The organism is Sedimentitalea xiamensis (genome assembly GCF_030164465.1).
Classification (GTDB): domain Bacteria; phylum Pseudomonadota; class Alphaproteobacteria; order Rhodobacterales; family Rhodobacteraceae; genus Sedimentitalea; species Sedimentitalea xiamensis.
Genome location: NZ_JASNJE010000046.1, coordinates 1 through 22,871 on the forward strand (window position 1 = coordinate 1; position 22,871 = coordinate 22,871).

The 22,871-nt window shown below is 63.2% G+C and carries 32 protein-coding genes and 1 pseudogene; 13 read left to right on the plus strand and 20 right to left on the minus strand.

Going from position 1 to position 22,871, the window contains the following annotated elements:
• Both QO034_RS23320 and gdhA read left to right on the plus strand, forming a co-directional pair.
• Positions 1 to 287 (plus strand): annotated as a pseudogene (locus QO034_RS23320) (hypothetical protein); the annotation flags it as partial.
• Positions 288 to 432: 145 nt separating this feature from the next.
• The gene (gene gdhA, locus QO034_RS21510; protein ID WP_284487575.1) at positions 433 to 1,788 is read left to right on the plus strand and encodes an NADP-specific glutamate dehydrogenase; all 1,356 of its coding nucleotides are present in this window, start codon (positions 433 to 435) and stop codon (positions 1,786 to 1,788) included.
• A 14-nt stretch (positions 1,789 to 1,802) separates the two neighbouring features.
• Here the strand turns inward: gdhA and QO034_RS21515 are convergent, their stop codons facing one another.
• From QO034_RS21515 to QO034_RS21525, 3 genes are all read right to left on the minus strand, one after another.
• The gene (locus tag QO034_RS21515) at positions 1,803 to 2,537 is read right to left on the minus strand and encodes a 16S rRNA pseudouridine(516) synthase (protein ID WP_284487576.1); all 735 of its coding nucleotides are present in this window, start codon (positions 2,535 to 2,537) and stop codon (positions 1,803 to 1,805) included.
• Between the two features lie 84 nt (positions 2,538 to 2,621).
• Positions 2,622 to 3,038 (minus strand): nucleoside diphosphate kinase regulator, encoded by a 417-nt coding sequence (rnk, locus tag QO034_RS21520; RefSeq protein WP_284487577.1) that lies wholly within the window; start codon positions 3,036 to 3,038, stop codon positions 2,622 to 2,624.
• A gap of 83 nt (positions 3,039 to 3,121) precedes the next feature.
• Entirely contained in the window at positions 3,122 to 3,574 is a 453-nt protein-coding gene (locus tag QO034_RS21525) for a hypothetical protein (protein WP_284487578.1), read from the minus strand.
• A 350-nt stretch (positions 3,575 to 3,924) separates the two neighbouring features.
• Between QO034_RS21525 and QO034_RS21530 the strand changes: the two genes are divergently transcribed.
• A complete protein-coding gene (locus tag QO034_RS21530; RefSeq protein WP_284487579.1) occupies positions 3,925 to 4,638 on the plus strand; it encodes a uroporphyrinogen-III synthase in 714 nt (237 codons plus the stop codon).
• A 99-nt stretch (positions 4,639 to 4,737) separates the two neighbouring features.
• On the opposite strand, the gene QO034_RS21535 is transcribed toward QO034_RS21530, so the two are convergent.
• A complete protein-coding gene (locus tag QO034_RS21535) occupies positions 4,738 to 5,472 on the minus strand; it encodes a phosphatase PAP2 family protein (RefSeq protein WP_284487580.1) in 735 nt (244 codons plus the stop codon).
• 342 nt (positions 5,473 to 5,814) lie between these two features.
• Between QO034_RS21535 and QO034_RS21540 the strand changes: the two genes are divergently transcribed.
• The gene (locus QO034_RS21540) at positions 5,815 to 6,066 is read left to right on the plus strand and encodes a DUF1127 domain-containing protein (protein WP_284487581.1); all 252 of its coding nucleotides are present in this window, start codon (positions 5,815 to 5,817) and stop codon (positions 6,064 to 6,066) included.
• Between the two features lie 446 nt (positions 6,067 to 6,512).
• On the opposite strand, the gene tsaA is transcribed toward QO034_RS21540, so the two are convergent.
• The 14 genes from tsaA to QO034_RS21610 all read right to left on the minus strand — a co-directional run bounded on the left by tsaA (position 6,513) and on the right by QO034_RS21610 (position 15,205).
• Positions 6,513 to 7,004, minus strand: coding sequence for a tRNA (N6-threonylcarbamoyladenosine(37)-N6)-methyltransferase TrmO (gene tsaA, locus QO034_RS21545; RefSeq protein WP_284487582.1), 492 nt, complete (start codon positions 7,002 to 7,004; stop codon positions 6,513 to 6,515).
• Positions 7,005 to 7,198: 194 nt separating this feature from the next.
• On the minus strand, positions 7,199 to 7,420 hold the full coding sequence (gene rpmE / locus QO034_RS21550; RefSeq protein WP_284487583.1) for a 50S ribosomal protein L31: 222 nt from the start codon (positions 7,418 to 7,420) through the stop codon (positions 7,199 to 7,201).
• Between the two features lie 11 nt (positions 7,421 to 7,431).
• The gene (gene rplS / locus QO034_RS21555) at positions 7,432 to 7,815 is read right to left on the minus strand and encodes a 50S ribosomal protein L19 (RefSeq protein WP_284487584.1); all 384 of its coding nucleotides are present in this window, start codon (positions 7,813 to 7,815) and stop codon (positions 7,432 to 7,434) included.
• Positions 7,816 to 8,116: 301 nt separating this feature from the next.
• Positions 8,117 to 8,935: a tRNA (guanosine(37)-N1)-methyltransferase TrmD gene (gene trmD, locus QO034_RS21560; protein WP_284487585.1), complete on the minus strand. Its 819-nt coding sequence runs from the start codon at positions 8,933 to 8,935 to the stop codon at positions 8,117 to 8,119.
• Between the two features lie 71 nt (positions 8,936 to 9,006).
• Positions 9,007 to 9,156 carry a hypothetical protein gene (locus tag QO034_RS21565; protein WP_284487586.1) on the minus strand — a complete coding sequence of 50 codons (150 nt, stop codon included), beginning with the start codon at positions 9,154 to 9,156 and terminating at the stop codon, positions 9,007 to 9,009.
• A 67-nt stretch (positions 9,157 to 9,223) separates the two neighbouring features.
• The gene (gene rimM / locus QO034_RS21570; RefSeq protein WP_284487587.1) at positions 9,224 to 9,736 is read right to left on the minus strand and encodes a ribosome maturation factor RimM; all 513 of its coding nucleotides are present in this window, start codon (positions 9,734 to 9,736) and stop codon (positions 9,224 to 9,226) included.
• Positions 9,736 to 9,882, minus strand: coding sequence for a hypothetical protein (locus QO034_RS21575; protein ID WP_284487588.1), 147 nt, complete (start codon positions 9,880 to 9,882; stop codon positions 9,736 to 9,738). Before QO034_RS21575 ends, rimM begins: the two co-directional genes overlap by 1 nt.
• A 77-nt stretch (positions 9,883 to 9,959) precedes the next feature.
• Positions 9,960 to 10,343: a 30S ribosomal protein S16 gene (gene rpsP / locus QO034_RS21580; protein ID WP_199025050.1), complete on the minus strand. Its 384-nt coding sequence runs from the start codon at positions 10,341 to 10,343 to the stop codon at positions 9,960 to 9,962.
• Positions 10,344 to 10,451: 108 nt separating this feature from the next.
• Positions 10,452 to 10,748: a chorismate mutase gene (locus QO034_RS21585; protein WP_284487589.1), complete on the minus strand. Its 297-nt coding sequence runs from the start codon at positions 10,746 to 10,748 to the stop codon at positions 10,452 to 10,454.
• A 90-nt stretch (positions 10,749 to 10,838) separates the two neighbouring features.
• Positions 10,839 to 11,444 carry a GNAT family N-acetyltransferase gene (locus QO034_RS21590; RefSeq protein ID WP_284487590.1) on the minus strand — a complete coding sequence of 202 codons (606 nt, stop codon included), beginning with the start codon at positions 11,442 to 11,444 and terminating at the stop codon, positions 10,839 to 10,841.
• Positions 11,441 to 11,977 (minus strand): GNAT family N-acetyltransferase, encoded by a 537-nt coding sequence (locus QO034_RS21595; protein WP_284487591.1) that lies wholly within the window; start codon positions 11,975 to 11,977, stop codon positions 11,441 to 11,443. Before QO034_RS21595 ends, QO034_RS21590 begins: the two co-directional genes overlap by 4 nt.
• Before the next feature lie 218 nt (positions 11,978 to 12,195).
• Positions 12,196 to 13,692 (minus strand): signal recognition particle protein, encoded by a 1,497-nt coding sequence (gene ffh, locus QO034_RS21600; protein ID WP_284487592.1) that lies wholly within the window; start codon positions 13,690 to 13,692, stop codon positions 12,196 to 12,198.
• 153 nt (positions 13,693 to 13,845) lie between these two features.
• Positions 13,846 to 14,673, minus strand: a complete 828-nt coding sequence (locus QO034_RS21605) for a PEP-CTERM sorting domain-containing protein (RefSeq protein ID WP_284487593.1) — start codon at positions 14,671 to 14,673, stop codon at positions 13,846 to 13,848.
• Complete coding sequence (locus tag QO034_RS21610; RefSeq protein WP_284487594.1) at positions 14,618 to 15,205, minus strand: FMN-dependent NADH-azoreductase; 588 nt, start codon at positions 15,203 to 15,205, stop codon at positions 14,618 to 14,620. The genes QO034_RS21605 and QO034_RS21610 overlap by 56 nt, the downstream gene beginning before the upstream one ends.
• A gap of 110 nt (positions 15,206 to 15,315) precedes the next feature.
• Here QO034_RS21610 and QO034_RS21615 point away from each other — a divergent pair, with 110 nt between their 5' ends.
• From QO034_RS21615 to QO034_RS21625, 3 genes are all read left to right on the plus strand, one after another.
• Positions 15,316 to 16,194 carry a LysR family transcriptional regulator gene (locus QO034_RS21615; RefSeq protein WP_284487595.1) on the plus strand — a complete coding sequence of 293 codons (879 nt, stop codon included), beginning with the start codon at positions 15,316 to 15,318 and terminating at the stop codon, positions 16,192 to 16,194.
• Positions 16,191 to 17,072 (plus strand): DMT family transporter, encoded by an 882-nt coding sequence (locus QO034_RS21620; protein ID WP_284487596.1) that lies wholly within the window; start codon positions 16,191 to 16,193, stop codon positions 17,070 to 17,072. The genes QO034_RS21615 and QO034_RS21620 overlap by 4 nt, the downstream gene beginning before the upstream one ends.
• 134 nt (positions 17,073 to 17,206) lie before the next feature.
• Positions 17,207 to 17,689 carry a hypothetical protein gene (locus tag QO034_RS21625; protein ID WP_284487597.1) on the plus strand — a complete coding sequence of 161 codons (483 nt, stop codon included), beginning with the start codon at positions 17,207 to 17,209 and terminating at the stop codon, positions 17,687 to 17,689.
• Between the two features lie 31 nt (positions 17,690 to 17,720).
• On the opposite strand, the gene QO034_RS21630 is transcribed toward QO034_RS21625, so the two are convergent.
• On the minus strand, positions 17,721 to 18,062 hold the full coding sequence (locus tag QO034_RS21630) for an ArsR/SmtB family transcription factor (RefSeq protein ID WP_284487598.1): 342 nt from the start codon (positions 18,060 to 18,062) through the stop codon (positions 17,721 to 17,723).
• A 216-nt stretch (positions 18,063 to 18,278) separates the two neighbouring features.
• Between QO034_RS21630 and QO034_RS21635 the strand changes: the two genes are divergently transcribed.
• From QO034_RS21635 to QO034_RS21660, 6 genes are all read left to right on the plus strand, one after another.
• Positions 18,279 to 18,626 carry an AtpZ/AtpI family protein gene (locus QO034_RS21635; protein WP_284487599.1) on the plus strand — a complete coding sequence of 116 codons (348 nt, stop codon included), beginning with the start codon at positions 18,279 to 18,281 and terminating at the stop codon, positions 18,624 to 18,626.
• A gap of 3 nt (positions 18,627 to 18,629) precedes the next feature.
• Positions 18,630 to 19,388, plus strand: a complete 759-nt coding sequence (locus tag QO034_RS21640) for a F0F1 ATP synthase subunit A (protein ID WP_407696801.1) — start codon at positions 18,630 to 18,632, stop codon at positions 19,386 to 19,388.
• Positions 19,389 to 19,454: 66 nt separating this feature from the next.
• Entirely contained in the window at positions 19,455 to 19,691 is a 237-nt protein-coding gene (locus tag QO034_RS21645; protein WP_284487600.1) for a F0F1 ATP synthase subunit C, read from the plus strand.
• Between the two features lie 89 nt (positions 19,692 to 19,780).
• On the plus strand, positions 19,781 to 20,353 hold the full coding sequence (locus tag QO034_RS21650; RefSeq protein WP_284487601.1) for a F0F1 ATP synthase subunit B': 573 nt from the start codon (positions 19,781 to 19,783) through the stop codon (positions 20,351 to 20,353).
• A 5-nt stretch (positions 20,354 to 20,358) separates the two neighbouring features.
• Positions 20,359 to 20,919 (plus strand): F0F1 ATP synthase subunit B, encoded by a 561-nt coding sequence (locus QO034_RS21655; RefSeq protein ID WP_284487602.1) that lies wholly within the window; start codon positions 20,359 to 20,361, stop codon positions 20,917 to 20,919.
• A 214-nt stretch (positions 20,920 to 21,133) separates the two neighbouring features.
• Positions 21,134 to 21,895 carry a class I SAM-dependent methyltransferase gene (locus tag QO034_RS21660; RefSeq protein ID WP_284487603.1) on the plus strand — a complete coding sequence of 254 codons (762 nt, stop codon included), beginning with the start codon at positions 21,134 to 21,136 and terminating at the stop codon, positions 21,893 to 21,895.
• On the opposite strand, the gene QO034_RS21665 is transcribed toward QO034_RS21660, so the two are convergent.
• Entirely contained in the window at positions 21,887 to 22,732 is an 846-nt protein-coding gene (locus QO034_RS21665) for a hypothetical protein (protein ID WP_284487604.1), read from the minus strand. The genes QO034_RS21660 and QO034_RS21665 overlap by 9 nt on opposite strands.
• Positions 22,733 to 22,871: the final 139 nt, after the last annotated feature.

Genomic DNA, 22,871 nt, shown 5'->3' on the forward strand with positions numbered 1-22,871 from the left:
CCGACGCCCCACGGATCATCTCCGCCCGCCCGCGCATGACCGCCGAGATCATGGCGCGGACCGGACTGGACGAGGCAAGGCTGACCGACCTGGTGCATCGCTTCTATGACAAGGTCCGCGCCGACGCTGTGCTTGGCCCATGCGCTGAAGGTGGCAGATGGCTATCGCCGCGGCCCTGGCGGGGGCTGTTTCGACCGGACATTGGCGGCGCCGGACCCGAAACCCTTCATGATCGGGATCGGTCCGGAGGCGGCGCAACGGACAACCGTCTACCCGCGGCCGCATGACATCCGGCTCGCTCTCATCCTGACCGAGAAAAGCTTGCGCAGCGGTTGAAGATCAAATAGCCGGGTCAATAAACGGGCATCGGCATTGCGGATGCCCGTATTTTCCGCATCCGGCAAACATTTCACCTGCAAAGTGGCACAAGACATGAACAATATCGACGAAAAGCTGCAACCGATCCTCGCCGAGGTGATGCGGCGCAATGCCGGGGAGCCGGAATTTCACCAGGCCGTTCACGAGGTGATGGAAAGCCTCGGACGCGTCGTGGCCAAGAACCCCGATTTCCTCGAACAGGCTCTGATCGAACGGATCTGCGAACCCGAACGCCAGATCATCTTCCGCATTCCGTGGGTCGACGATCAGGGCAGCGTCCAGATCAATCGCGGGTTTCGCGTCCAGTTCAACTCGGCCCTTGGTCCCTACAAGGGCGGGATGCGGTTTCACCCGTCGGTCAACCTGGGCATCATCAAGTTCCTGGGCTTCGAACAGATCTTCAAGAATGCCCTGACCGGCCTGCCGATCGGCGGCGGCAAGGGCGGCACGGATTTCGACCCCAAGGGCAAATCCGATGGCGAAATCATGCGCTTTTGCCAATCTCTCATGACCGAACTGCACCGCCATCTGGGGGAGCAGACGGATGTTCCGGCCGGCGATATCGGTGTGGGCGGCCGCGAAATCGGATACATGTTCGGCCAATACAAGCGCCTGACGAACCGTTATGAATCGGGCGTGTTCACCGGCAAGGCCATTGCCTACGGCGGATCCCGCGCCCGCACCGAGGCGACCGGTTTCGGCAACACCTATTTTACCAAAGCCATGCTTGAAACCCGCCAGACCGGATTTGACGGCAAGCGCGTCGTGGTGTCCGGTGCGGGAAATGTCGCCATCCATACCATCGAAAAGGTGAAATCTTTTGGCGGCACGGTCATCGCCTGTTCGGATTCCAGTGGCTACGTCATAGACGAATCCGGTATCGATCTCGCGCTGCTTCAGGAAATCAAGACCGTTCGCCGCAAGCGCATTTCCGAATATGCCCGGTTGCGTGGGGACGGGGTTCATTTCGTACCCGTCGGGAAAGGCTCTGTCTGGGATCTGCCCTGTGACGTGGCGATGCCCTCGGCCACCCAGAACGAGCTTACGGGCAAGGACGCGAAGTCGCTGGTCAAGAACGGTGTGCTGGCTGTCGGCGAAGGCGCGAACATGCCCTGCACCCCCGAGGCGATCCGCATCCTGCGCGAGGCCGGCATCCTGTTCGGACCGGGCAAGGCCGCGAACGCGGGGGGCGTTGCGACCTCGGCGCTGGAAATGCAGCAGAACGCCAGCCGCGACCGCTGGAGTTTTGAACAGACGGAACAGCGGTTGGCGCAGATCATGAAGAGCATCCACGATCGATGTGCTGAAACCGCCGATGAATATGGCGCTCCCGGCGACTACGTTCTGGGCGCAAACATCGCAGGTTTCGTGCGGGTTGCCGAGGCGATGCGGATGCTTGGCGTGATCTGAGCCGATTCCGCGGGCTAGCGAAAGACCAGGGCGATCTCTTCCTCGCTCAGCAGGCTCCATTGACCGGGGGCCAGAGTGTCGGGCAAGCAGAGGTCGCCCAGACGTTCGCGCCGCAGGGCCTCGACGAAGTTGCCGGCGGCGGCGAACATACGGCGCACCTGGTGGTATCGGCCTTCGGTCACGGTGATCAGGGCTTCGGTTTCGGAGATTATCTTCAGTGTTGCGGGTGCCAACGGTTTTTCATCTCCGTTAAGCGTCAGGCTTCCGGATCCAAACAATGCGGTCTCGGCGCCGTCGAGCGGGCGCGCAAGCCTGGCGCGATAGGTCTTCCTGACCTGGCTTCTGGGGCTGCTGATCCGGTGCAGGAGATTGCCGTCATCGGTCAGCAGCAACAGCCCCGACGTCTGCTTGTCCAGGCGCCCGATGGTTGAAATCGCGGGATTGCGGCGCCGCCAGCGCGTGGGCAGCAGATCATACACCAACGCGCCCGCCTCCTTGTGCGAACAGGTCGCGCCCACGGGTTTGTTCATCAACACGACCATGCCCGCAAGGGGATCGAGAGCCTTGCCCCCGATCCTCAGGTGGCATGGCAAATCCGCACTGACGGGAATGCGGACGGTGGCGTCTGTGATCTCACCCTGATCGAAGACGATGCCGCCAGACCGCGCCAAATGTGCGATGTCCTTGCGTGTGCCATACCCCATCGACGACAGGAGTCTGTCGACGCGCGTGGATGAAACCTTGGACATCTCTCTTGATCCTCATGGTGCGAAATCCGTCGTCCGGAGCGGGAAAGAACACGTGCCGGGAGCGGGCCTCGCGTTGACGCCGACCTAGGAGACCGCGATCACGGTGAGCGTTCTGCGCTGTTCCGACCGGGTGTCCCAGTGAAACGACGCACCTTCCGGCAGGCCCAGAAGCGCCACCCCGATCGGGGTCATGACGGAAATCTTGCCCTGCGCGATATCCGCGTCTTCCGGATAGACGAGAGTCACCGTTCTTTCCTGACCGGAGGTTTCATCGCGATACGTGACCGTGTTTCCGATCGCGGCGACATTTGCCGGCATCTTTGCCGCTGGCACGACCTTTGCCCGGCCAAGCTCATCAAGCAAACGGTCGGCCAGGTCGATATTGCGCGCCATCGCGCCTTCTGCCAGCGCTTCGAGATGATCGAGATCATCGGCATTGATGACGATCTTCGGATTTCGTGCCCGGCGATTGCGTGGCTTGGTAAGTTCTTGCTGCGTCATGATGTCCGCTCCTTATGAGTAGAAACGCGAATGCGTAGGGTTAAGGCGGACCCGTCAGTCTGGGAGTCATCCGCCCGAAGATTTCAGGTTGTCTGGATCACGCGCAAGACCGAGACCGACCGAACGGAGCTGTTCTCGCACAGCAGGGGAGCGCGTTGTCCGGCCCGCATTCCGATCAGCGTTGCGCCCAGGATCGAATATGCGGGGATGATCCCGGTGCTCTGCCCCCATCGGGCACGATGCACGAGCAGGCCGTCCTGAACCGGACCCTTGTCAATCGCGTATTGGAACTGACGACCGCCTGTAACCATATCCGCCGAATAGAGGTTCTTGACCGGTTTCAGCGTCATCAACTTGTGTCGAATTACATATGACAGCAAAATCAAGGCAGGTTCGCCTGAGCCATCGCATTGCTTCTGATATGCGATCAGTCTGTGATAGTCATATTCTGGCACCGGCGAAGACGCGCGGAGCCCGATTTGAGCGTGACGGCGGTTCGCGAAGGCGGAAAACCTATGTTCTTGGGTGTTGGACATGACATCTCCTCGGGCGATCCTTGCCGCGCGTTCATCATTGCATTCAGAGGAGGCCCCGGGGGTTCGGCAGGCGCAATCGCGCCTAGACCACCCGGGGAGACGGGCGGTTCAGCAGAAGAAAACGATAGTGATCTGCATGTTCCAACATGCGCCTAGAGTTAGGTAGTCCCTTCGGCTGTGTCAACCTAATCGATTTCGACGCGGCACTGTCGGCGGATCTGTGACATGTCGTTCATTGGCGTTCGTCACGATTGCTGGCATGGTCGGGCCACAATGGATCCGGGCAGGACTGGGCCGGCGCGACCATGCGCCGGTGGAGCGAGAATGCCCGAAAGAAAGGCGCGCTCGTCATGCATGTTCTGCTTACGCGACCATCCTTCCAGGCGGAACTCACGCGGCCATTGCTGGAACAAAGAGGATGCGAGGTTTCCGTCGAACCGGTCCTGAACGTGTCTTCGGCAGACCCGGGCCGCGACGCGTTGCGGGACGCCGACATATTCGTTGTGACCTCCGTTTATGCGTCTTTGCACATCGTCGACGCTGGCTTCCTGAAGAAGACCACGCCGATCTATGCCGTAGGGGCCGGAACGGCGGCGCCGCTGCGTCAGGCGGGATTTTCGCAGGTTTTTCAAGCGGACGGAGATGCGGAAAGCCTCCTCCACCTCATCCTGAAAGAGGTCAGGCCGACGGATGGCGCGATCGCGTATCTGAGCGGGCGGGACATCACGACGGACATTGCACAAGACCTTGTCAGCCGGGGCTACAGGGCGCGCCGCATCGTCGTCTACGGGGCCGCGCCCGCGCGCAGGCTTTCTGACGCGACTCAGGACTTGATCCGCAGGCGCAGCATCGATTGCGTTATTTTCATGTCCTACCGGACCGCGCATTTCTTTACGGAACTGTGCCATTCGGCCGGGCTTTCGGATTGTTTGGGTTCCGTGACCGCAGCGGCGCTTTCCGACAAGGTGGCAAGCGGCCTCGAAGGAGACCGGTGGAAAGAGGTTCTGGTGGCGGAGGCGCCTTCAAGCGATGCCATCATCACCCTTCTTTGCCCGTCGCGTTAAGTCTCGCTCCATTCCGGATGGCCGGGTTTGCCGTGGAAAGCGCAACCGGCCGTCCGGTCTTCATCCGGCGCGGCGGGTCCGTTCCTTCGCCCCGGATGGTCAGCGCGGAAGGGGTCCCGGCGTCTTTCCGGTCCTGTTCCTGCGCAAGATCAGCCGTGCCCCCCACAGGCAGGCAATCGCCCAGCCGCTTCCGGCGAGCCACCCGGCCAGCACATCCGTGGGCCAGTGCACGCCCAGGTAAACCCTGCTGACGCCAACCATGATCGTCACCATTATCGCCAGCGACAGGACATAGATTTTCAGTCGCCTGCCGTGCAGAAAGTGGGCGATCAGCACTCCAAGGGTCAGATAGGCGACCGCTGCCATCATGGAGTGGCCAGAGGGAAAGCTGGCCGTGCTGACGAAGGAACCATGCGGCACCAGATCCGGACGGGGACGGTCAAAGACCGCCTTCGCAATGCTCGATGCCACGATCCCTCCGCCCACGGTCGCAAGCAGATACATCATCAATCCCGGTTGCCGCCGGATCAGAAAGAACCCTGCCGTGGCAAGGGTTGTGAGCGTCAGGATGGCAACGCCCCCAAGGGCAGTTATGTCGCGGGCCATCTCCTGGAGCCACGGGGGCCCAAGGGGTTCGCTGATGTCCCCGGCCTTTCTCAGCAGCAAGAGAATGTCACGATCCAGGTCATGGGTCCCGCCCTCGATCACCTCGTCGGCCAACTCGGCGAAAGCCCAGAAGAAGGCGACAAACGAGGCCAGAAAGCAAAGCGAGCTCAGCTCCACATTTCTGCGGAGCCATCGGGTGACTGCCAGTTCTTCGAGTGATCGGCGCATTCTCATGTCTCCTGACCCTGTGACGATAGCCCTAAGCAAACCCTGTCGCACGCGCCAGCCATCCTGTCCCGGCACCATCCAGCTGATCGTTGCCGCCGATGTTGCATTCACGGGGCGAAGCGACCATATTCCGTCCATGACCATGTCCAAGATCCATAAGAGGTTCCTGCAATACGCAGGAAATCTGCTGAACCGCAGGTAACCCCGAGCGGGCAGCATTCGTGTTGCCGTGCTTCGGGGATCAATTGAACCGCCATCACAAACCGACCTGAAGATGCTTGAAGCGCCTCGGCGCATGTTTGGGATGTGCACTGGTTTTGCCTCTTGATAATGGACGAACAAATGTCTGCATTCGAACAACTCGATGCACGCGCTTCCCCGGATCGACGCACCTATGGGCTTTGGGGCGTCAAGGTGTTCCGGCGATGGATGCGGGTATCATGCAAAAAATGGCAAAGACGCAAGATGATCGCGTCACTTGCCGCGCTGGATGACCATACCCTTTGGGATATCGGCATCCCCCGAAACGAAATCGAAGCCACGGTAGATCGTGTTATCGACTCATCGGCAAATGGTCTGATGACCGAACGGTAGCGGGCGCCCATTCTTGGCCAGCAGACATGCTGCCAAGGCGCGAAAGCGCCGATCGGACCTGCCATATCGAGCGTCGTGTCATGATCGGACTTTCCTCCTGTTCCGGAACATTGATCCGACGCGCGGGCAGCCCCGGAGCGGCTTGAGAAACGCATGCAGCGTAGCCGCTCCGGGACCTGCGACAACGGATAGTTTCGGCGCGGCAAGGTTTGGTTACGCGCCGCAGCGTCCTTTCGGACATCCACTTGGCCTGTGCGTTTGCGACCAAACTGCCGGAGGCAGGTCGCGCCCCCCAAGGCCCATCTCATCATCAAGAACCGGCTGACGCAGTATATTGGACGCGGCTTCACCATCGCGCTTTCCGATGACATCGCGTTGTCGTTCCCTGGGAGAGCAGGCGTGGGCGAACTCTCTTCTTTTCCGGCGGGGAATCCCGCAGGCGGCTTTCATGGGCCGCCGGGTGAGTCCGCCGGTTTGGGCGGCGCCTGGGGCGTGAAGGCGCAGCGGTCCGGTTTGATGTCGATCAGGGGGGTGCCGTCTAGGCAATCCAGCCCGCGCACGAACAGGTTCGGTCCCTCGATGCGGTCGAGCCGGACGACCGAGGTTCCGATCGGGTTGGGGCGCTGCGGCGAGCGCAGCGCGAAGGTGCCGAAGAACCGCTGACCGTCCGCCTTGGGGTTCTGGCGCACCAGGTCGCGGCGGGACCTGTCCAGCCAGTAGAGGATTTCCAGCCGTTCGAACCGGTCGATGCCTTCGATCGCGTCCACCCAGGGCGGGAAGATCTCGATCCGGCATTCGGGGCCGTCCGGGCGGCCCTGCCGGGGGCAATCGTTGCGGTCGCTCCAGGGGGTGTGGATGCGGCCGATGAAATAGAGGCCGGCGTCGTGGTCTTCGGGCGGGGTGACGGTCGTTTCGCCTTGGCGTTTTCTGAACTGCATGGTGCTTTCCCTGTTCGGCCGGCATTGGCGGGACGCTGCCCGGAATGCCTGCGTGACAGGTTAGCGCCTGCGGCGCGGATGGCCAGAGGCTCCTGCGTTCCGTTGCAACGCGAACCGGGCGGCGCCTTGCAGCGCCGCCCGGTGAAAAAGCCTTGCACCGATGTCCGGTCCGGGCATGGGCCGGACCGTTTCGATCAGAAGCCGAGACCTTCGTATTTCTTCTTGAACTTGGAGACGCGTCCGCCGGTGTCCATCAGGCGGGTGCCGCCACCGGTCCAGGCCGGGTGAACGCTGGGGTCGATGTCCAGCGACATGGTGTCGCCTTCCTTGCCCCAGGTGGATTTCATCTGCACGACGGTGCCGTCGGTCATCTTGACCTCGATGAGGTGATAGTCGGGATGGATGTCTTTTTTCATCGGTCCGGTCCTTACGCTTTGGTTTCCGACACGGGCTTGTAATGCGCGTCTTCCGCGATGCGGGCGGATTTGCCGCGGCGCGAGCGCAGGTAATAGAGCTTGGCGCGGCGGACGCGGCCGCGGCGCACCACTTCGATGCTTTCGATGTTGGTCGAATGCAGCGGGAACACGCGCTCCACGCCTTCGCCGAAGGAAATCTTGCGGACGGTGAACGCCCCGGCGATGCCCTTGCCGCCCTTGCGCGAGATGCAGACGCCTTCGTAGTTCTGCACGCGGGTGCGGGTGCCTTCGGTCACTTTATAGCCGACACGCACGGTGTCTCCGGCCTTGAAGTCCGGGATCTCTTTCCCGAGGGCGGCGATCTGTTCCGCCTCCAATTGTGCGATCAGGTCCATCGCATCTACTCCTGGTTTGCTCGTGGTTCTTTCCACGAAGATTTGCGCGGTCTCAGAGCTCTTGGCCTTCACCGGGTCCGCCTGTCGCGCCCGCCAGAGATCAGATCGTCCTTCCTTTGCGTGGGGTTTCGCCACCCGGTCGTCACCGAAGAAGATGCGCCGTCTTGGAAGCGCGAAACCTGAAAGGCCGGAGCCGCTGCCGCGAATCCGAACCTGCGCAGCGTATAGGCAAGTCCGGCTGAAGCATCAAGCCCGTTCTGCCCGTGGGCATGCGGCTTGCCCGGAGGCGCCCGCGAGGCGGTCAGCCGTTACCCTTGTCATGCCGCCGCGCCCAGAGATCGGGGCGGCGTTCGCGGGTGATGGTTTCGGACTGGGCCTGGCGCCAGTCGCGGATGCGCCCGTGGTGGCCCGACATCAGGACGTCCGGGATGTCGCGGCCTTGCCAGCTCGCGGGCCGGGTATATTGCGGATGTTCCAGCAACCCGGCGGAAAAGCTTTCCTCGACCGTGGATTCGGCATTGCCCAGCACATCGGGCAGCAGACGGACGGTGGCGTCGATCAGTGCCATCGCGGCGATTTCCCCGCCGGTCAGGACGAAGTCGCCGAGGCTGATTTCCTGCACGTCGTAATGGTCGAGCACCCGCTGGTCGACGCCTTCGAACCGGCCGCAGAGCAGGGTGACGCCCTCGGCCCGCGACAGGTCCTGCATCAGCGCCTGGGTCATCGGCCTGCCGCGCGGGGAGAGGTAGATCAGCGGCCACCGCGGTCCGGCGCCGGCCTGGGCGGTTTCGATCGCCGGTCCGACCACGTCCGCGCGCAGCACCATGCCGGCGCCGCCTCCCGCCGGGGTGTCATCGACATTGCGGTGCTTGCCGATGCCGAAGTCGCGCAGGTCGATGGTGTCCAGTTGCCAGAGACCGTCCTGAAGCGCCTTGCCCGTCAGGCTTTCGCCCAGAACGCCGGGAAAGGCGTTCGGAAACAGGGTGATGACGCGGGCCGTCCAGACCCCCTTGAGGTCCGGGACCGGGGTCATCAGCTCGCGCGGGGTCAGCGAGGGGCGGATGGTCTTGCGGCCAAGCGCGCGGGACGGTTTCGTGATTTCATCGGGCGTATCGGACATGGCCGCGTCTTACGTCAAAGATGCGGCCATGCAAACGGGTTTGTGGCCATCGGCAAAGGCGCGGAGGCGGGTCAGGCGATTGCAAAGACCCCGAGCAGCATCAGCAGGAACAGGATCAGCGCCACCACGATCAGGATTTTCGCCCCGGACGGGCAATGCCGGACAAGCGGCCAAAGCCAGGCATCGCGGCAATGGCGGCGACGGCGAGGAGGATGAGTCACCTTTCATTCCGCAGGTCACTGGACCGGCTTGTGAAACGAGAACCCGTTGCGGCGGGGATGGTTCCGTTCAGGACGGAAAAAGACCGTCCGGGGGATCGGCGACGATGCGGCGGGCGGCGAGATCGACGGTCGGGACGAGCGCCCCGGTGAAGGGCAGCAGCACGCTTTCGGACAGGCCGGGGGCGTGAATCTCCAGCAGGTCGCCGGCGCCGTGGTTCTGCACCGCGCGGACCGTGCCCAGAAGCGCGCCGCCGGTGTCAAGGACCTGAAGCCCGATCAGGTCGGCATGGTAGAATTCGTCATCCGGCAGCGACGGCAACTGGTCGCGCCGGGCATAGAGCCTGAGGCCCTTGATCGCGTCGGCCTGTTCCTTGGTTTCGATCCCGCCGAGGCGGGCGGTGAACCCGTTCTGGATCGGTCCGATCAGGGCGACGGTGTAACTGCGGCTTCCGTCCTCGGTGGTCAGGGGGGAATAGGTCTCGATGTCGTCGGGAACGGCGCAGAAGCTTTTCAGGCGAACCTCGCCGCGCACGCCGAAGGCGCCGCCGACGGTGCCGACACAGATCAGATCGTCAGACATCAGGACCCTCCGCCTGCCATGCAGATGCCGTTTTCGATGCGTCCGCCGCCCGCTTCGCAGCGTTCCGCGACGCCCTGACGTTCATAGAACACCCCGGCCAGAAACGCGATCGCGAGCAGCAGAAGGGTTCGGACAGGTCGGAACATGGGCGTTCAGCCGGATCGTTTCAGGTGCGGCCCCTGAGCGGGGCCGCAGGTTGTCATGCTGCGCAACCGGCGCGGGCCTATTCCGCGCTCTCGGCTTCGGGGGCTTCCGCAGGTGCGGCGGCGGCCGCGGCCTTTTCGGCCTTTTCTTCGGCGCGGGCCTTGGCCTTGTCGCCGGGGGTGCCCTTCTTGGGGTTGTTGCGCTCGGTCTTTTCACGGACGCCGGCGGCTTCGAGCATGCGGGCGATGCGGTCGGTAGGCTGAGCACCCTGGCCAAGCCAGTATTGCACGCGTTCGATATCCATCTTCACGCGGTCTTCGCTGTCCTTGGGCAGGAGCGGGTTGTAGGTGCCCAGCTTCTCGATGAAGCGACCGTCGCGCGGCATGCGGCTGTCGGCGGCGACGATGCGGTAGAAGGGGCGTTTCTTGGAACCGCCGCGGGCGAGTCGGATTTTCATGGCCATTTGTGTTTCTCCTTTGAATGGCGTCGCACGGAACGTGCGCTGGTTGGGGGTCGCACGGAACGTGCGCTGGTCCTGGGGCGGCGGGGAGAACCCCGCCCTACTGCTTTGTTATTTCTGTTGTTTTTCGTGGTGATGGATGACTTCCTGAATGATAAAGCTCAGGAAAGCCTTGGCGAAATCCGGGTCGAGATCGGCCTGTTTCGCCAGGTCTTCGAGCCGTGCGATCTGCTGCGCTTCGCGGGTCGGATCGGACGGGGGAAGGTCGTGTTCGGCCTTGAGCTTGCCGACGGCCTGGGTGTGCTTGAACCGTTCGCCCAGGGTATAGACGAGGATCGCATCGAGCCGGTCGATGCTTTCGCGGTGCCCTTTCAGCAGCGTGGCGGCGCGGGTGACGGGATCGGTCATGCGGCTTCTCCGAAGGGGGAAAGACCGACGCCGGTATCACGTCGGTATGATGTCGGTATCGCGCCGGTGCGGCGGCGATGGGGGAAACGGTCAGTCAAGGGCCCAGCCTTTCGGTTTGAACAGCGGGTCGGCATAGTGGCCGATTTCCATTTCGATGCCATGCGACAGCTGGGTGTCGTCGAGCTGCGCCGGCGCCGGGTGGCGGTAGACCACATCGTTGCCGTCGATGCTGGCGGCATCGGCATCCTTCTTCGCGCCGAGCCGTTCGGCCAGGCGGATGCTGTCGAGGTTCTTGGGGTCGATGTAGCTGACCGCCGTGGTCCAGCCGAGGTGGCGGTAGAAATGGCGGCGCGCGGCGTGTGTCGCCTCGAGCGCGATGCCGTTGCCGGCGGCGGCGGGCCAGATCACCCAGGCGATCTCGGCCTCGGGCCATTTCGCCGGTTTCCAGCCGCCGGCCATGCCGTAGGTCTCGTCGGTCTTCCTGTCGTGGATCATCCACATGCCGTAGCCGCGGATCGCCCAGTGGCCGATCTCGGCGGCATAGAGCATCCAGCTTTCATAGGGGTTGAGCGGCCCGCCCATGAAGCGGGCGCGGTAGCTGGTGAAGGTGGCCTTGAAATCCGGGTAATCCTCGGGCTCGGGGCCGCGCAGGATCAGCCGCCGGGTTTCCAGCGTCGGGATGGCGAGCGCGGTCATGCGTAGGCCTCCATCCCGCCGTCGGTCAGGTCCGCGGGGGCGGGGTGGCGCCAGATCGCCAAGTCGCCGTGGCGCTCGTGGACGAACCGCCCGTCGGGGCGCGCGCCGAGACGCGCGGCCACGGCGGCGGACCCGTCGTTGCCGTCCTTGACCAGGCTGATCGCGGTGGGCCAGCCGAGGATGTCATAGGCATAGTCGCGCGCGGCGCGACCGGCTTCGGTGGCGTAGCCGTTGCCCTCGTGGCCGTTGAAGAGGTCCCAGCCGATTTCCGGTTCCGGCCAGCCCTCGGGCTCGAACAGCCCGACAAGCCCGACTGCGGTGCCGGTGTCGAGGGTTTCCACGGTCCAGCGCCCGAAGCCCTTGAGCGTCCAGTGACCGATCTCCATCGCCAGCATCCGCCAGGCCTGCTCCGCGGTGAGCGGGCCGCCGACGAAGCGCGCGCGTTCGCTCGCGTAGAACGCGGTGAAGGGCGCGATGTCCTGCGGTCCGGGCGCGCGCAGGCGCAGCCTGTCGGTGATGAGCGTCGGGATCATGGCCTAGCGTCCCGCTGCCAAAAGGCCGCGCTGCCGCGCGATTTCAGATATACAAGCGGTGGGGCGACGCCCGGCTGCCAGCCGCGCGCTGGTTGCGGCGGAGCGCTGCCGGGCCGCGCAAGCGGACCGGATCGCGCCCGACCGGCCCCCCTTGCGGGGGCAGGGGAGGGCGCGATGCCCCTGCCATGCGGAGAGGTTGCAAGGGTCGGCGCGGGTGGTCATTTCTTTTTCCCGAAGCCCGAGAGACCGGGCGGCAGGGCCATGCCGCCGCCGCCGAGGCCGGGCAGCTTGCCGCCCATCTGCCTAGCGGCGGTCTCCAGCGCCTTGGGGTCCATGCCCTGGGCCATGTCTGCGGGCATGCCGCCCTTGCCGAACATGCCTTTCATCGCCTGTTTCAGCAGGCCGCCCTTGCCCATCCGGCCCATCTTTTTCATCATGTCACCCATCTGGCGGTGCATCTTCATCAGCTTGTTGAGGTCGGAAACCTCCATCCCCGCGCCCTTGGCGATGCGTTTCTTGCGGCTGGCCTGGAGGATCTGCGGGTTGGCGCGTTCCTTTTTCGTCATCGACTGGATCAGGGCGATCTGCTGTTTCAGGATCTTGTCGTCGAAACCGGCCTCTTCCACCTGTTTCGCCATCTTGCCCATGCCCGGCATCATGCCCATCATGCCCTGCATGCCGCCCATCTGGATCATCTGCTCGAGCTGCATCCTGAGGTCGTTCATGTTGAACTGACCCTTCATCATGCGCTTCATCATCTTCTCGGCCTGTTCGGCCTCGATGGTTTCCTGGGCCTTTTCGACCAGCGAAACGATGTCGCCCATGCCGAGGATGCGGCCGGCGACGCGTTCGGGCTCGAAGGTTTCGATGGCGTCCATCTTTTCGCCGATGCCGACGAAGCGGATCGGCTTGCCGGTCACCGCGCGCATGCTGAGCGCGGCGCCGCCGCGCCCGTCGCCGTCCATCCGGGTGAGAACCACGCCGGTGACGCCGATCTTGTCGTCAAATTCCGTGGCGACGTTGACTGCGTCCTGGCCGGTGAGACCATCGACCACCAGCAGGGTTTCCCGCGGGTTGGCCACGTCGCGCACATCGGCGGCCTGCTGGATCAGTTCGGCGTCGATATGCAGCCGGCCGGCGGTGTCGAGCATGTAGACATCGTAGCCGCCCAGGGAGGCCTGGGTCTTGGCGCGTCTGGCGATCTGGACCGGGTTTTCGCCCTTGACGATGGGTAGGGTGTCCACGCCGATCTGGGCGCCGAGAATGGCCAGCTGTTCCATCGCCGCCGGGCGGTTGGTATCCAGCGACGCCATCAGCACCCGCTTGCCGTCCTTTTCCTTCATCCGCTTGGCGAGCTTGGCGGTGGTGGTCGTCTTGCCCGAACCCTGCAGCCCGACCATCAGGATCGGGGCCGGGGGATTGTCGATCTTGAGCTTGCCGGGATCGCCCTCGCCCCGCAGCACATCGACCAGTGCGTCATGCACGATCTTGACCACCTGCTGGCCCGGCGTCACCGACTTGGTCACCGCCTGCCCGGTGGCCTTTTCCTGCACCGTCTTGATGAAATCGCGCGCCACCGGCAGCGAGACATCGGCCTCCAGCAGCGCGACCCGGACTTCGCGCAGGGCGGTTTTCACGTCTTCGTCGGACAGCGCGCCCTGCTTGGTCAGGCGGTCGAAGACGCCGGAAAGGCGTTCGGACAGGTTTTCAAACATGGCCTCGCAGCCTCCGTTCCGGTTCCAGTTGGCCCTGATATGGTCGGGGGCCGGTCAATATGCAATCGCCCCCACGGGCGTAACACGCTGGTGGAGGGCGATCCCCGTGGACAGGGACCGGAAGGGATCACGCTTCCGGATATGAAGCTGCGTCTAGGCCCGTGGCGGCGCGGAGTCAAGGGAGGCCGGGCGGTCCCGGCGGCGATTGCGGGTCCGGATCGCGCCCAGCGCGCCGAGACCGAGCAGCAAGGCGGGCAGGGAGGCGGGCAGCGGCACCTGGGCCGGAACGGGCAGGAAGCCGGTCAGGGCGACGTCCTCGGTCCCGAACGTGTCCAGCAGGATGGCGGCGGTGCCTGCCCCGTTCGTGCGGTAGCCGGGCGCATCGACCGCGAAGAGGAAGGTCTCGAACCCGGCACTCCGCAGGTCGGTGGGGTCGAAGAAGTCGAAGCTGATGATGTCCCCGTCCGCGGAACGGTTGATCTGCGGCGCATAGAAGAAAGCGTCGGCCTTCTGGAAGGCGAAGGTGACGTCAAAGCCGGCGAACCCCGTCAGGTCGAAGCCGAGCACGCCGTTGGTTCCGGTGTCCGACATGTCGAGGGCGCTGAAATCGTAGCTGAACACGAGCTGCCCGTTGGTGGCGCGGATTATCTTGGAAGACACTGTCGCGGTCACGTCATGGAGGCCGGGCACGACGCCGACACCGGTGACGAAACCGTCGCGCACCTTCGATGCGGTGGCGATTCCGCTGTCCAGGACCGTCCCGGACCGGTCGGGGTCGGCGAAGCCAACCTGGAAATCGTCGTAGAGGTCGCCGTCCTGGACTTCGGTTCCGGGCGGGAAGGGAACCGGCGCGCCGACGGCACGGGGGAAAAGGGCGACCCGGTGTTCGGCCGGATCGCCGGATGGCGGCAGATTGCGCGCCGGATCAGGCGGCCAGGGCGCGGATGGAATCGCGCGCGGTGCTTTGCGCCGCCTCGGCATCGACGGCCATCCGGTCGGCGGCCACCAGCGTGACATCGGTGATGCCGATGAAGCCGAGCATGTGGCGCAGGTAGGGCCAGGCGAAATCAACGGGGCCATCGGCGGCGGTCCCGCCCGAAGCCATGGCGACGATGGCGCGCTTGCCGGTCATCAGCCCTTCGGGTCCGGCTTCGGTATAGCGGAAGGTCACGCCGGCGCGGGCGATCTGGTCGAGCCAGTTCTTGAGCTGGGCGGGCACAGAGAAATTGTAGACCGGCAGCCCGATCACCAGCGTGTCGGCGTTGCGGATCTCGTCGATATAGGCATCGGAGATGTCGATCAGCGCCTGTTGCGGAGCGGTCGGCTGGTCCGGGGCCTGGCGCACGGCGGCGAACCAACCGCCGTCGATGGCGGGAACGCCATCTGCAAGATCGCGTTGGATGATCGTGCCGCCGGGGGTGGCGATGCGGGCGACGATATCGGCGGTCAGTTTGCGGGTGACGGACTGCGCGCCGGTGATCGAGCTGTCGAGTTGCAGGATGGTCTGGGACATGGGGGCTTCCTCGTTTGATGTCTGCGGTTGAAATTGGACCTTGCGTGGCTGAACGCAACACGCGAAACTGAACCGGTATTGTTGATATTTGCACAGAGGCGGCGGGCGCAATGGACAACTGGGACGAGGTGCGCACCGCCTACCAGGTGGCCCGTGTCGGCACCGTCAGCGGCGCGGCGGAGGTTCTGGGCGTGCATCACGCCACGGTCATCCGCCATATCGACGCGCTGGAGGCGCGGTTGGGCGTCAAGCTGTTCCAGCGCCATGCGCGCGGCTATACCGCGACCGAAGCCGGGGCCGACCTGCTGCGGGTGGCGCAGGCGACCGACGATCAGTTCAATCAGCTGGTCGGGCGGCTGAGGGGGCAGGGCGACACGGTGGCGGGTGAACTGGTGGTGACGTCGCTGGACGGGTTTTCACACCTGATGCTGCCGGTTCTGACCGAGTTCCAGGCGCTTCACCCGGACCTTGTGGTGCGTTACCTGACCGGGGAGCGCCTGTTCCGGCTGGAATATGGCGAAGCCCATGTGGCGATCCGGGCCGGGTCGGCACCGGATCAGCCGGACAATGTCGTGCAGCCCTTCGCCACCGCCCGCACCGGGCTCTATGCGAGCCGGACCTATGCGGATGCGCATGGGCTGCCTGCGGGCACCGGTGATTTCGCGCGGCACCGGTTCGTCGCCAACGACGACGAAACCAACCGGGCGCCGTTCAACGCCTGGCTCCGGTCCCATGCGCCGGACCGCTGCATCACCTTCCGCGCCACCAGCGGGTCGGTCATGGAGCAGGCGGTTCTCGCCGGCGCGGGAATCGGATTTCTGCCGGAATGGATGGCGGCGGGCCGCGACGACCTGGTGCAGGTGATGCCGCCGCAACCCGACTGGGCCTCGACGCTGTGGCTGGTCACGCATGTGGACCTGCACCGGACCACCAAGGTCCAGAGTTTCACCCGGTTCCTGAAGGACCGCGCGGGGGATTGGCGGCTTTGACCCCGCAGACCGTCGGGCATCTGTCCATGCTGGCCTTTTCGGCGCTGGTTGCGGGGTCGTTTTCGCTCGGCGGGATCATGGCGAACGAGATCGCCCCCACCGCCTTTACCGCCCTGCGCTTCGTGCTGGGGTCGACGATCATCGCCGGGGTGGCGCTGGCGACCGGCGGCATGCCGCGCAGCGCCTTCCGGGCGCCCTGGCGCTACCTGCTGCTGGGCGGGCTCTATGTCATCTACTTCGTGACCATGTTCGAAGGGCTGAAGACCGCGCCGCCGGTGAGCGCCGCGGCGGTGTTCACCCTGACGCCGATCATGGCGGCGGCCTTCGGCTGGCTGCTGTTGCGGCAGGTGACGACGGCGCGGATGGCGCTGGCGCTGGCCATCGGCGGGGCGGGGGCGCTCTGGGTGATCTTCCGGGCCGACTGGTCGGCGTTTCTTGCCTTCGAGGTGGGCCGGGGCGAGATGGTGTTTTTCTGGGGCTGCATCGCCCACGCGGTCTATCCGGCGCTGATGCGCAAGCTGAGCCGGGGAGAGCCGGCGGCGGCCTTCACCTTTGGCATCGTCGCCGCCGGGACGGTGCTGCTGGTGATCGTCGCCTGGCCGGATATCCGGGCGACCGACTGGGCCGCGTTGCCGTCCATCGTCTGGATCACGCTCGTCTATGTGTCGGTCTTCGCGACGGCGGGCACGTTCCTGCTGGTGCGGATTGCGGCGATGCGCCTGCCGTCGGCCAAGGTTATGGCCTATACCTACCTGACGCCAAGCTGGGTGATCCTGTGGGAAATCGCGCTTGGCAAGGGCGCGCCGCCGATGCTGATCCTGGTGGGGATCGCGATGACGGCGGTGGCGCTGCTGCTGCTCCTGAGGGATGACGGCTAGGGTGCGTAAATTTTCAAGTATCTGTTGTCAGGGAAGTATTTCAAATCATGAAAAATCGAACTCGGGAGCACTCTTGATCGGAAAAGACAATACTTTCATAATGAGACATGAACTCTCGGATCCTGAAACGCATCATGCGCATGTTCGATGTCCCTGCAATGCAAAACAACTTGCGAGGGCTTTGGGTCGAAGCCATGATCGCAGAGCTGCTCGGTCCCGGATGGAAGTATACGGGAGGCGACTGGGCTGGATGGGATCTGCAACATGATGGTGGCACGCGGCTGGAAGTGAAACAGTCGGCCAAGGAGCAAAGCTGGGGCACTGCAAAGAGTCCGCCACGGTTCGATATCAAGGCCGGTCTTGGCCATTATCCCGATGGCATCAACTATGTCAGCAACCAGACAGGCGAGCGACTGGCGCATTTCTACATTTTTGCGTGGCACGATGGCACGGACCAACGTGACGTCGGCCAGTGGCAATTCTTTCTCGTTGCGTCATCGGACCTGCCAAAAGGCAACAAGTCGATAGGGCTGAACGGGCTGCGCAGATTGGCCGAACCGGTCTCGGCGTCAGAACTGCGCGACACATTCTCGATGGAACTTTCCGGCCCTCGATAAGGTGGCCTTTCTCGAACGATGCTCTGTGAAATCACTCGGCCTTTTGAGCTTCCCCGCCGAGTTCGGCGGCGAGGAACCGTTCGAAGGCGTCGAGGTTGACCGGTTCGAACTGTCCGAACCCCTGCATCCAGACCGAGGCGCGGCGCATCGCGTCCGGGTCGAGCTTGCACCATTTCACCCGGCCGCGTTTTTCCTGCGCGATCAGCCCGGCGCGGGTGAGGATGACCAGGTGCTTGGACACCGCCGCCAGCGACATGTCGAAGGGCGCGGCCACGTCGGTCACGGCCATGTCGTCTTCCAGCAACATGGACAGGATCGCCCGGCGGGTCGGGTCGGCGAGGGCGGCGAATATGGCATCCAGCGGGTCGGACATGGCGCTGGCTTAGCGCCCCTGCCTCCGGATCGTCAACCGGATGGTTGAATATGCGCAAGCGCCCCTGTTGGCGCAAACGGTGCCTGCGACCGAATGGACCCTTGCCCCCACTGTCGCGGAAAAATGTTTGAAAACAAGATGATGAACTGGAAATCTGCATCGGATCGGGGCAATTGACTCTGATCGGCGCGCGGCTTAGCACCATGGCTGAACTGCATGGGGGATTTCCCGGTGATCGACGAGGACCAAAAGCGGCGGTTGGCGCGGCTGGAGGCTCGGATCGAGGCGGCCAAGAAGGTCGAGCCGGTCAAGGCCCATGGCGACGAACACTACTCGCAGGCGCATCTGGCCTGGCGCATGGTGATTGAACTGGTGGTCGGTCTGGGGATCGGCTTTGGACTGGGATACGGGCTGGACAGCCTGTTCGGGACGCTCCCGATCTTCCTGATCCTGTTCACCATGCTCGGGCTGGCCGCCGGCATCAAGACGATGCTGCGCAGCGCGCGCGAGATACAAGAGACGAAACTGGCCGAAACGGCCGACAAGACAGACGAGAGGACCTGACAAGTGGCAAGCGAAGCGCATGGTGCGGAAGAAGGCGGTCTGGTGTTTCACCCGATGGACCAGTTCATCGTCAAGCCGCTGTTCGGCGACGGTCCGATCGCCTGGTACACGCCCACGAACGTGACCCTCTGGATGGGTCTCGCTGTCCTCGCGATCATCGCGCTGCTGGTCCTGTCCACCTCCAAGCGGGCCATCGTCCCGTCGCGCGGCCAGTCCATCGCCGAACTGGCCTACGGGTTCGTCTACAAGATGGTCGAGGACGTGGCGGGCAAGGACGGGGTGAAGTATTTCCCCTATATCATGACGCTGTTCATGTTCATCGTCTGCGCCAACTTCCTTGGCCTGATCCCGATGTCCTTCACCACCACCAGCCATATCGCCGTGACCGTGGTGATGGCGATGGCCGTGTTCCTGACGGTGACGATCCTCGGGTTCTACCTGCACGGCGCCAGTTTCCTGAAGCTGTTCTGGATCAGTTCCGCGCCGCTGGCGTTGCGCCCGATCCTGGCGCTGATCGAAGTGATTTCCTACTTCGTGCGACCGGTCAGCCATTCCATCCGTCTTGCCGGCAACATGATGGCCGGTCACGCGGTGATCAAGGTGTTCGCGGCCTTCGCCGCCATCACCGCCATCGCACCGCTTTCTGTGCTTGCAATCACGGCGATCTACGCGCTCGAGGTTCTGGTGTCCTTCATCCAGGCCTATGTCTTCGCGATCCTGACATGCGTCTATCTCAAGGACGCGCTGCATCCGCATCATTAATCACCAGAGGTGGGCCGAAATCCCACCCTGCCGAAATCAACCAATTCCATCGTAAGGAGAAAAATCATGGAAGGTGACGTCGTACAAATGGGAGCCTACATCGGCGCCGGTCTGGCCTGTACTGGTATGGGCGGTGCTGCTGTCGGTGTGGGCCACGTGGTCGGGAACTTCCTGTCCGGTGCGCTGCGCAACCCCTCCGCCGCCGGCGGCCAGACTGCGACCATGTTCATCGGTATCGCATTCGCGGAAGCCCTGGGGATCTTCTCGTTCCTGGTCGCGCTGCTGCTGATGTTCGCCGTCTAAGACTCTTCGGAAGCTTCATCCTTACGGTCGGGCGGCGCGCTATCGCAGCGCGTTGCCCGATGTAACGGCAAGTTCCCAGGGAGAACGACATGGCAACTGAGACGCATAGCGCTACTGGCGACGGTCTGGCCGACGCGGTCGGCGTGGATACCCACGCTGCTGCCGATGCCGCTCCGGGCATGCCGCAGCTCGATTTCTCGAGCTTTCCGAACCAGATGTTCTGGCTCGTGGTCACGCTGGTCGTGATCTATCTCGTGCTGACCCGCGTCGCGCTGCCGCGCATCGCGGCCATTCTGGCCGAACGTCAGGGCACGATCACCAACGATCTCGCCGCCGCCGAGGACCTCAAGGCCAAGGCGGTCGAGGCGGAAGCGGCCTACAACCAGGCGCTGGCGGATGCCCGCACCGAGGCGCAGGCCATCGTGGCCAAGGCCAAGGCGGAAATCCAGGCGGATCTGGATGTGGCCATCCAGAAGGCCGATGCGGAAATCGCCGCCAAGTCGGCGGAATCCGAAAAGGCCATCGCGGAAATCCGCGCCGGGGCGATGGACAGCATCAAGGTCGTCGCGACCGACACGGCTGCCGAACTGGTCGCCGTTCTGGGCGGCAAGGCGGATGACAAGGCCATCGGCAGCGCCATTTCCGACCGGTTGAAAGGATGAGACCCATGCGCAACATCATCGCTCTTGTCCTGACGGCGGGCGTGGCCAGCCCGGCATTGGCCGCAAGCGGCCCGTTCTTTTCGCTGAGCAACACGAATTTCGTGGTGCTGATCGCATTCCTGCTGTTCATCGGCGTGCTGTTCTATTTCAAGGTGCCCGGGATTCTGGGCGGCATGCTTGACAAGCGGGCCGACGGCATCAAGTCGGAACTCGACGAGGCGCGCGCGCTGCGCGAGGAGGCACAGACCCTGCTGGCGTCCTACGAACGCAAGCAGAAGGAAGTGCGCGAGCAATCCGAGCGCATCATCGCCACCGCCCGCGACGAAGCCAACATCGCCGCGGACAAGGCCAGGGAAGACCTGAAGAAGTCGATCGCGCGCCGCCTGGCCGCGGCCGAAGACCAGATCGCTTCCGCCGAAGCCGCCGCCATCCGGGATGTGCGGGACCAGGCCATCGCAATCGCGGTCGCCGCCGCGAAGGACGTGATCGCCAAGCAGATGACCGCCGCTGACGGCAACAAGCTGATCGACGACGCCATCGCGCAGGTCGGCGAAAAGCTGCATTGAGTTCAGGAACATGCCCGGCGAAATCTGGATCGCCGGGCATGTTCGACTTCCAGGTTCAGCCGCAATCCAATTGGAAAACAGCCGAACTTTGCGACCGTGATCGCGGAGACGTTTCGAGTGCAGGTTTTGACTTGAAATCGGGCTTGCACGCGTGTCCCGGCCCGTCCGCCGTGGATCGCTGGCGCTATTCACTTCGCGACAGGGAACATTTGCGATGACATCGAAACTTCTGCGCTGGTTGAACAGACGGCTGAATGGGGTCGTGGGGTATCGGGATGAAATGGGGACCCACGGGACCTATGATTTCAGTCATGGAAGACACGCAGCGGATCGCATAGCGTTGGTGAACCATCTGGTATCGCTCTACGACTACGACGATTATCTAGAGATCGGCGTCCGTCGCAAGGCGGACATGCATGACCGGATCATAGCGCGCAACCGGATATCGGTTGATCCTGCCGAGGATGCCGAAGCCGATTTCAATATGACCTCGGATGCGTTTTTTTCCCAGAACCGTAAGGTCTTCGACATCGTTTTCATCGACGGGCTGCATACCGGAGAGCAGGTTTACCGGGATATCGAAAATTCACTCGCCGCGTTGAAGCCAGGCGGATGCATTCTTCTGCACGACCTCAATCCTCCGACGGCGCAGCATGCACGCGAGATCTACGAGCTTGACGGAGCCTATCCGGCTTGGAATGGAACCAGTTGGCAAGGTTACGCCCGGTTCCGCAAGGAAGAACCCAACCTGGAGATGTATGTTGTCGATGTGGATTGGGGCGTCGGGTTCGTCAGACGGGGCCGCCAGAAATGTTATCCTGGCGCTATCGGTTCCTACGATGATCTGGAAAGAGACCGGAGCGAGATTCTGAACCTTGTTTCGGTGCGGGATTTCTTGCAGCGCCATCCATCCCAAAGGCTTGATTGGTCGCCGTTTGACCCATTGAAGCGCCGTTTCGCGCGATATTCAACGTAGAGAAGACACGATATCCATGAATTGGCCCGCGATCGCTTCGCGAGAGCAAAGAGTCTGGAGGGACGCGACACGATCCTTCGCATCCGACCACACCGGACCACCAAATGAATCCGCCACATGGTCAAGGCCCGCAAGGATTTCGCGTTCCGCCGTATCTTCGACAACGAACGGATAGTCATTGCCCAACAGGTCCAGAGCGTCATCCACATTCTTGCTGATCAGAACGGGAACGCCAATGTGGCTTGCGACAAAACCCTTTGTGAAAGGTTTCGCAATCACTTCGGTGGATATGGCTGGCCGCCGGATGCAATAGTGAAGATTGAACTTCGCAAGCTGCCGGAACAATGGCGCGACTTCATTCGCTTGATCAGCCTTGAGAAACGTCACTCTTTCGCGGATTGCATCGGTGGCGATTGTGTTCTCCAAGGCACCGAAATAGACCGGTCTCAGACGGTCAGACGGATATTCGGCAGGCACGATCATTCGTTCATCCAGGTTGTGATGAAGAAGCGACACACGGCTTTCCGGATCTTCCTGCCCGGCGGTCAGTTTCTTGAGCGCTTTCATGGCTGTGAGGGATGCGGCCAAATGTATATCAGGTCTGAACTTGACCGACTCGCGCAAATCGAAATCGACATAGTCGATGCAGCTCCGAACATTTTTCCAGCGCAGTATGTCCAGCGTTCTTTGCTTTAGCCGCGGCAGACACCATTTTGAAAAGAGGACAATGGCACCTGCGGGTTGCCGCAGCGCCCAGATATCCTGTCTGAATTGCTTTGGCTTGGGCAAGTTCGAAACGGAAATCGAAAGCTCGTCGCCAATGAATTCTTCCAGCAAACGCACAAGTTGGAATACAGGATCGTCTGAACTACCGCTTCGGCTTCGCCGATTTCTGTGCCGGGGCGGACCTGCGGGGGCACCTCAGCTGTTGACGCAGGCGATTTCGGCGTATCTGTCGGCCCGAATGGCCGAGATG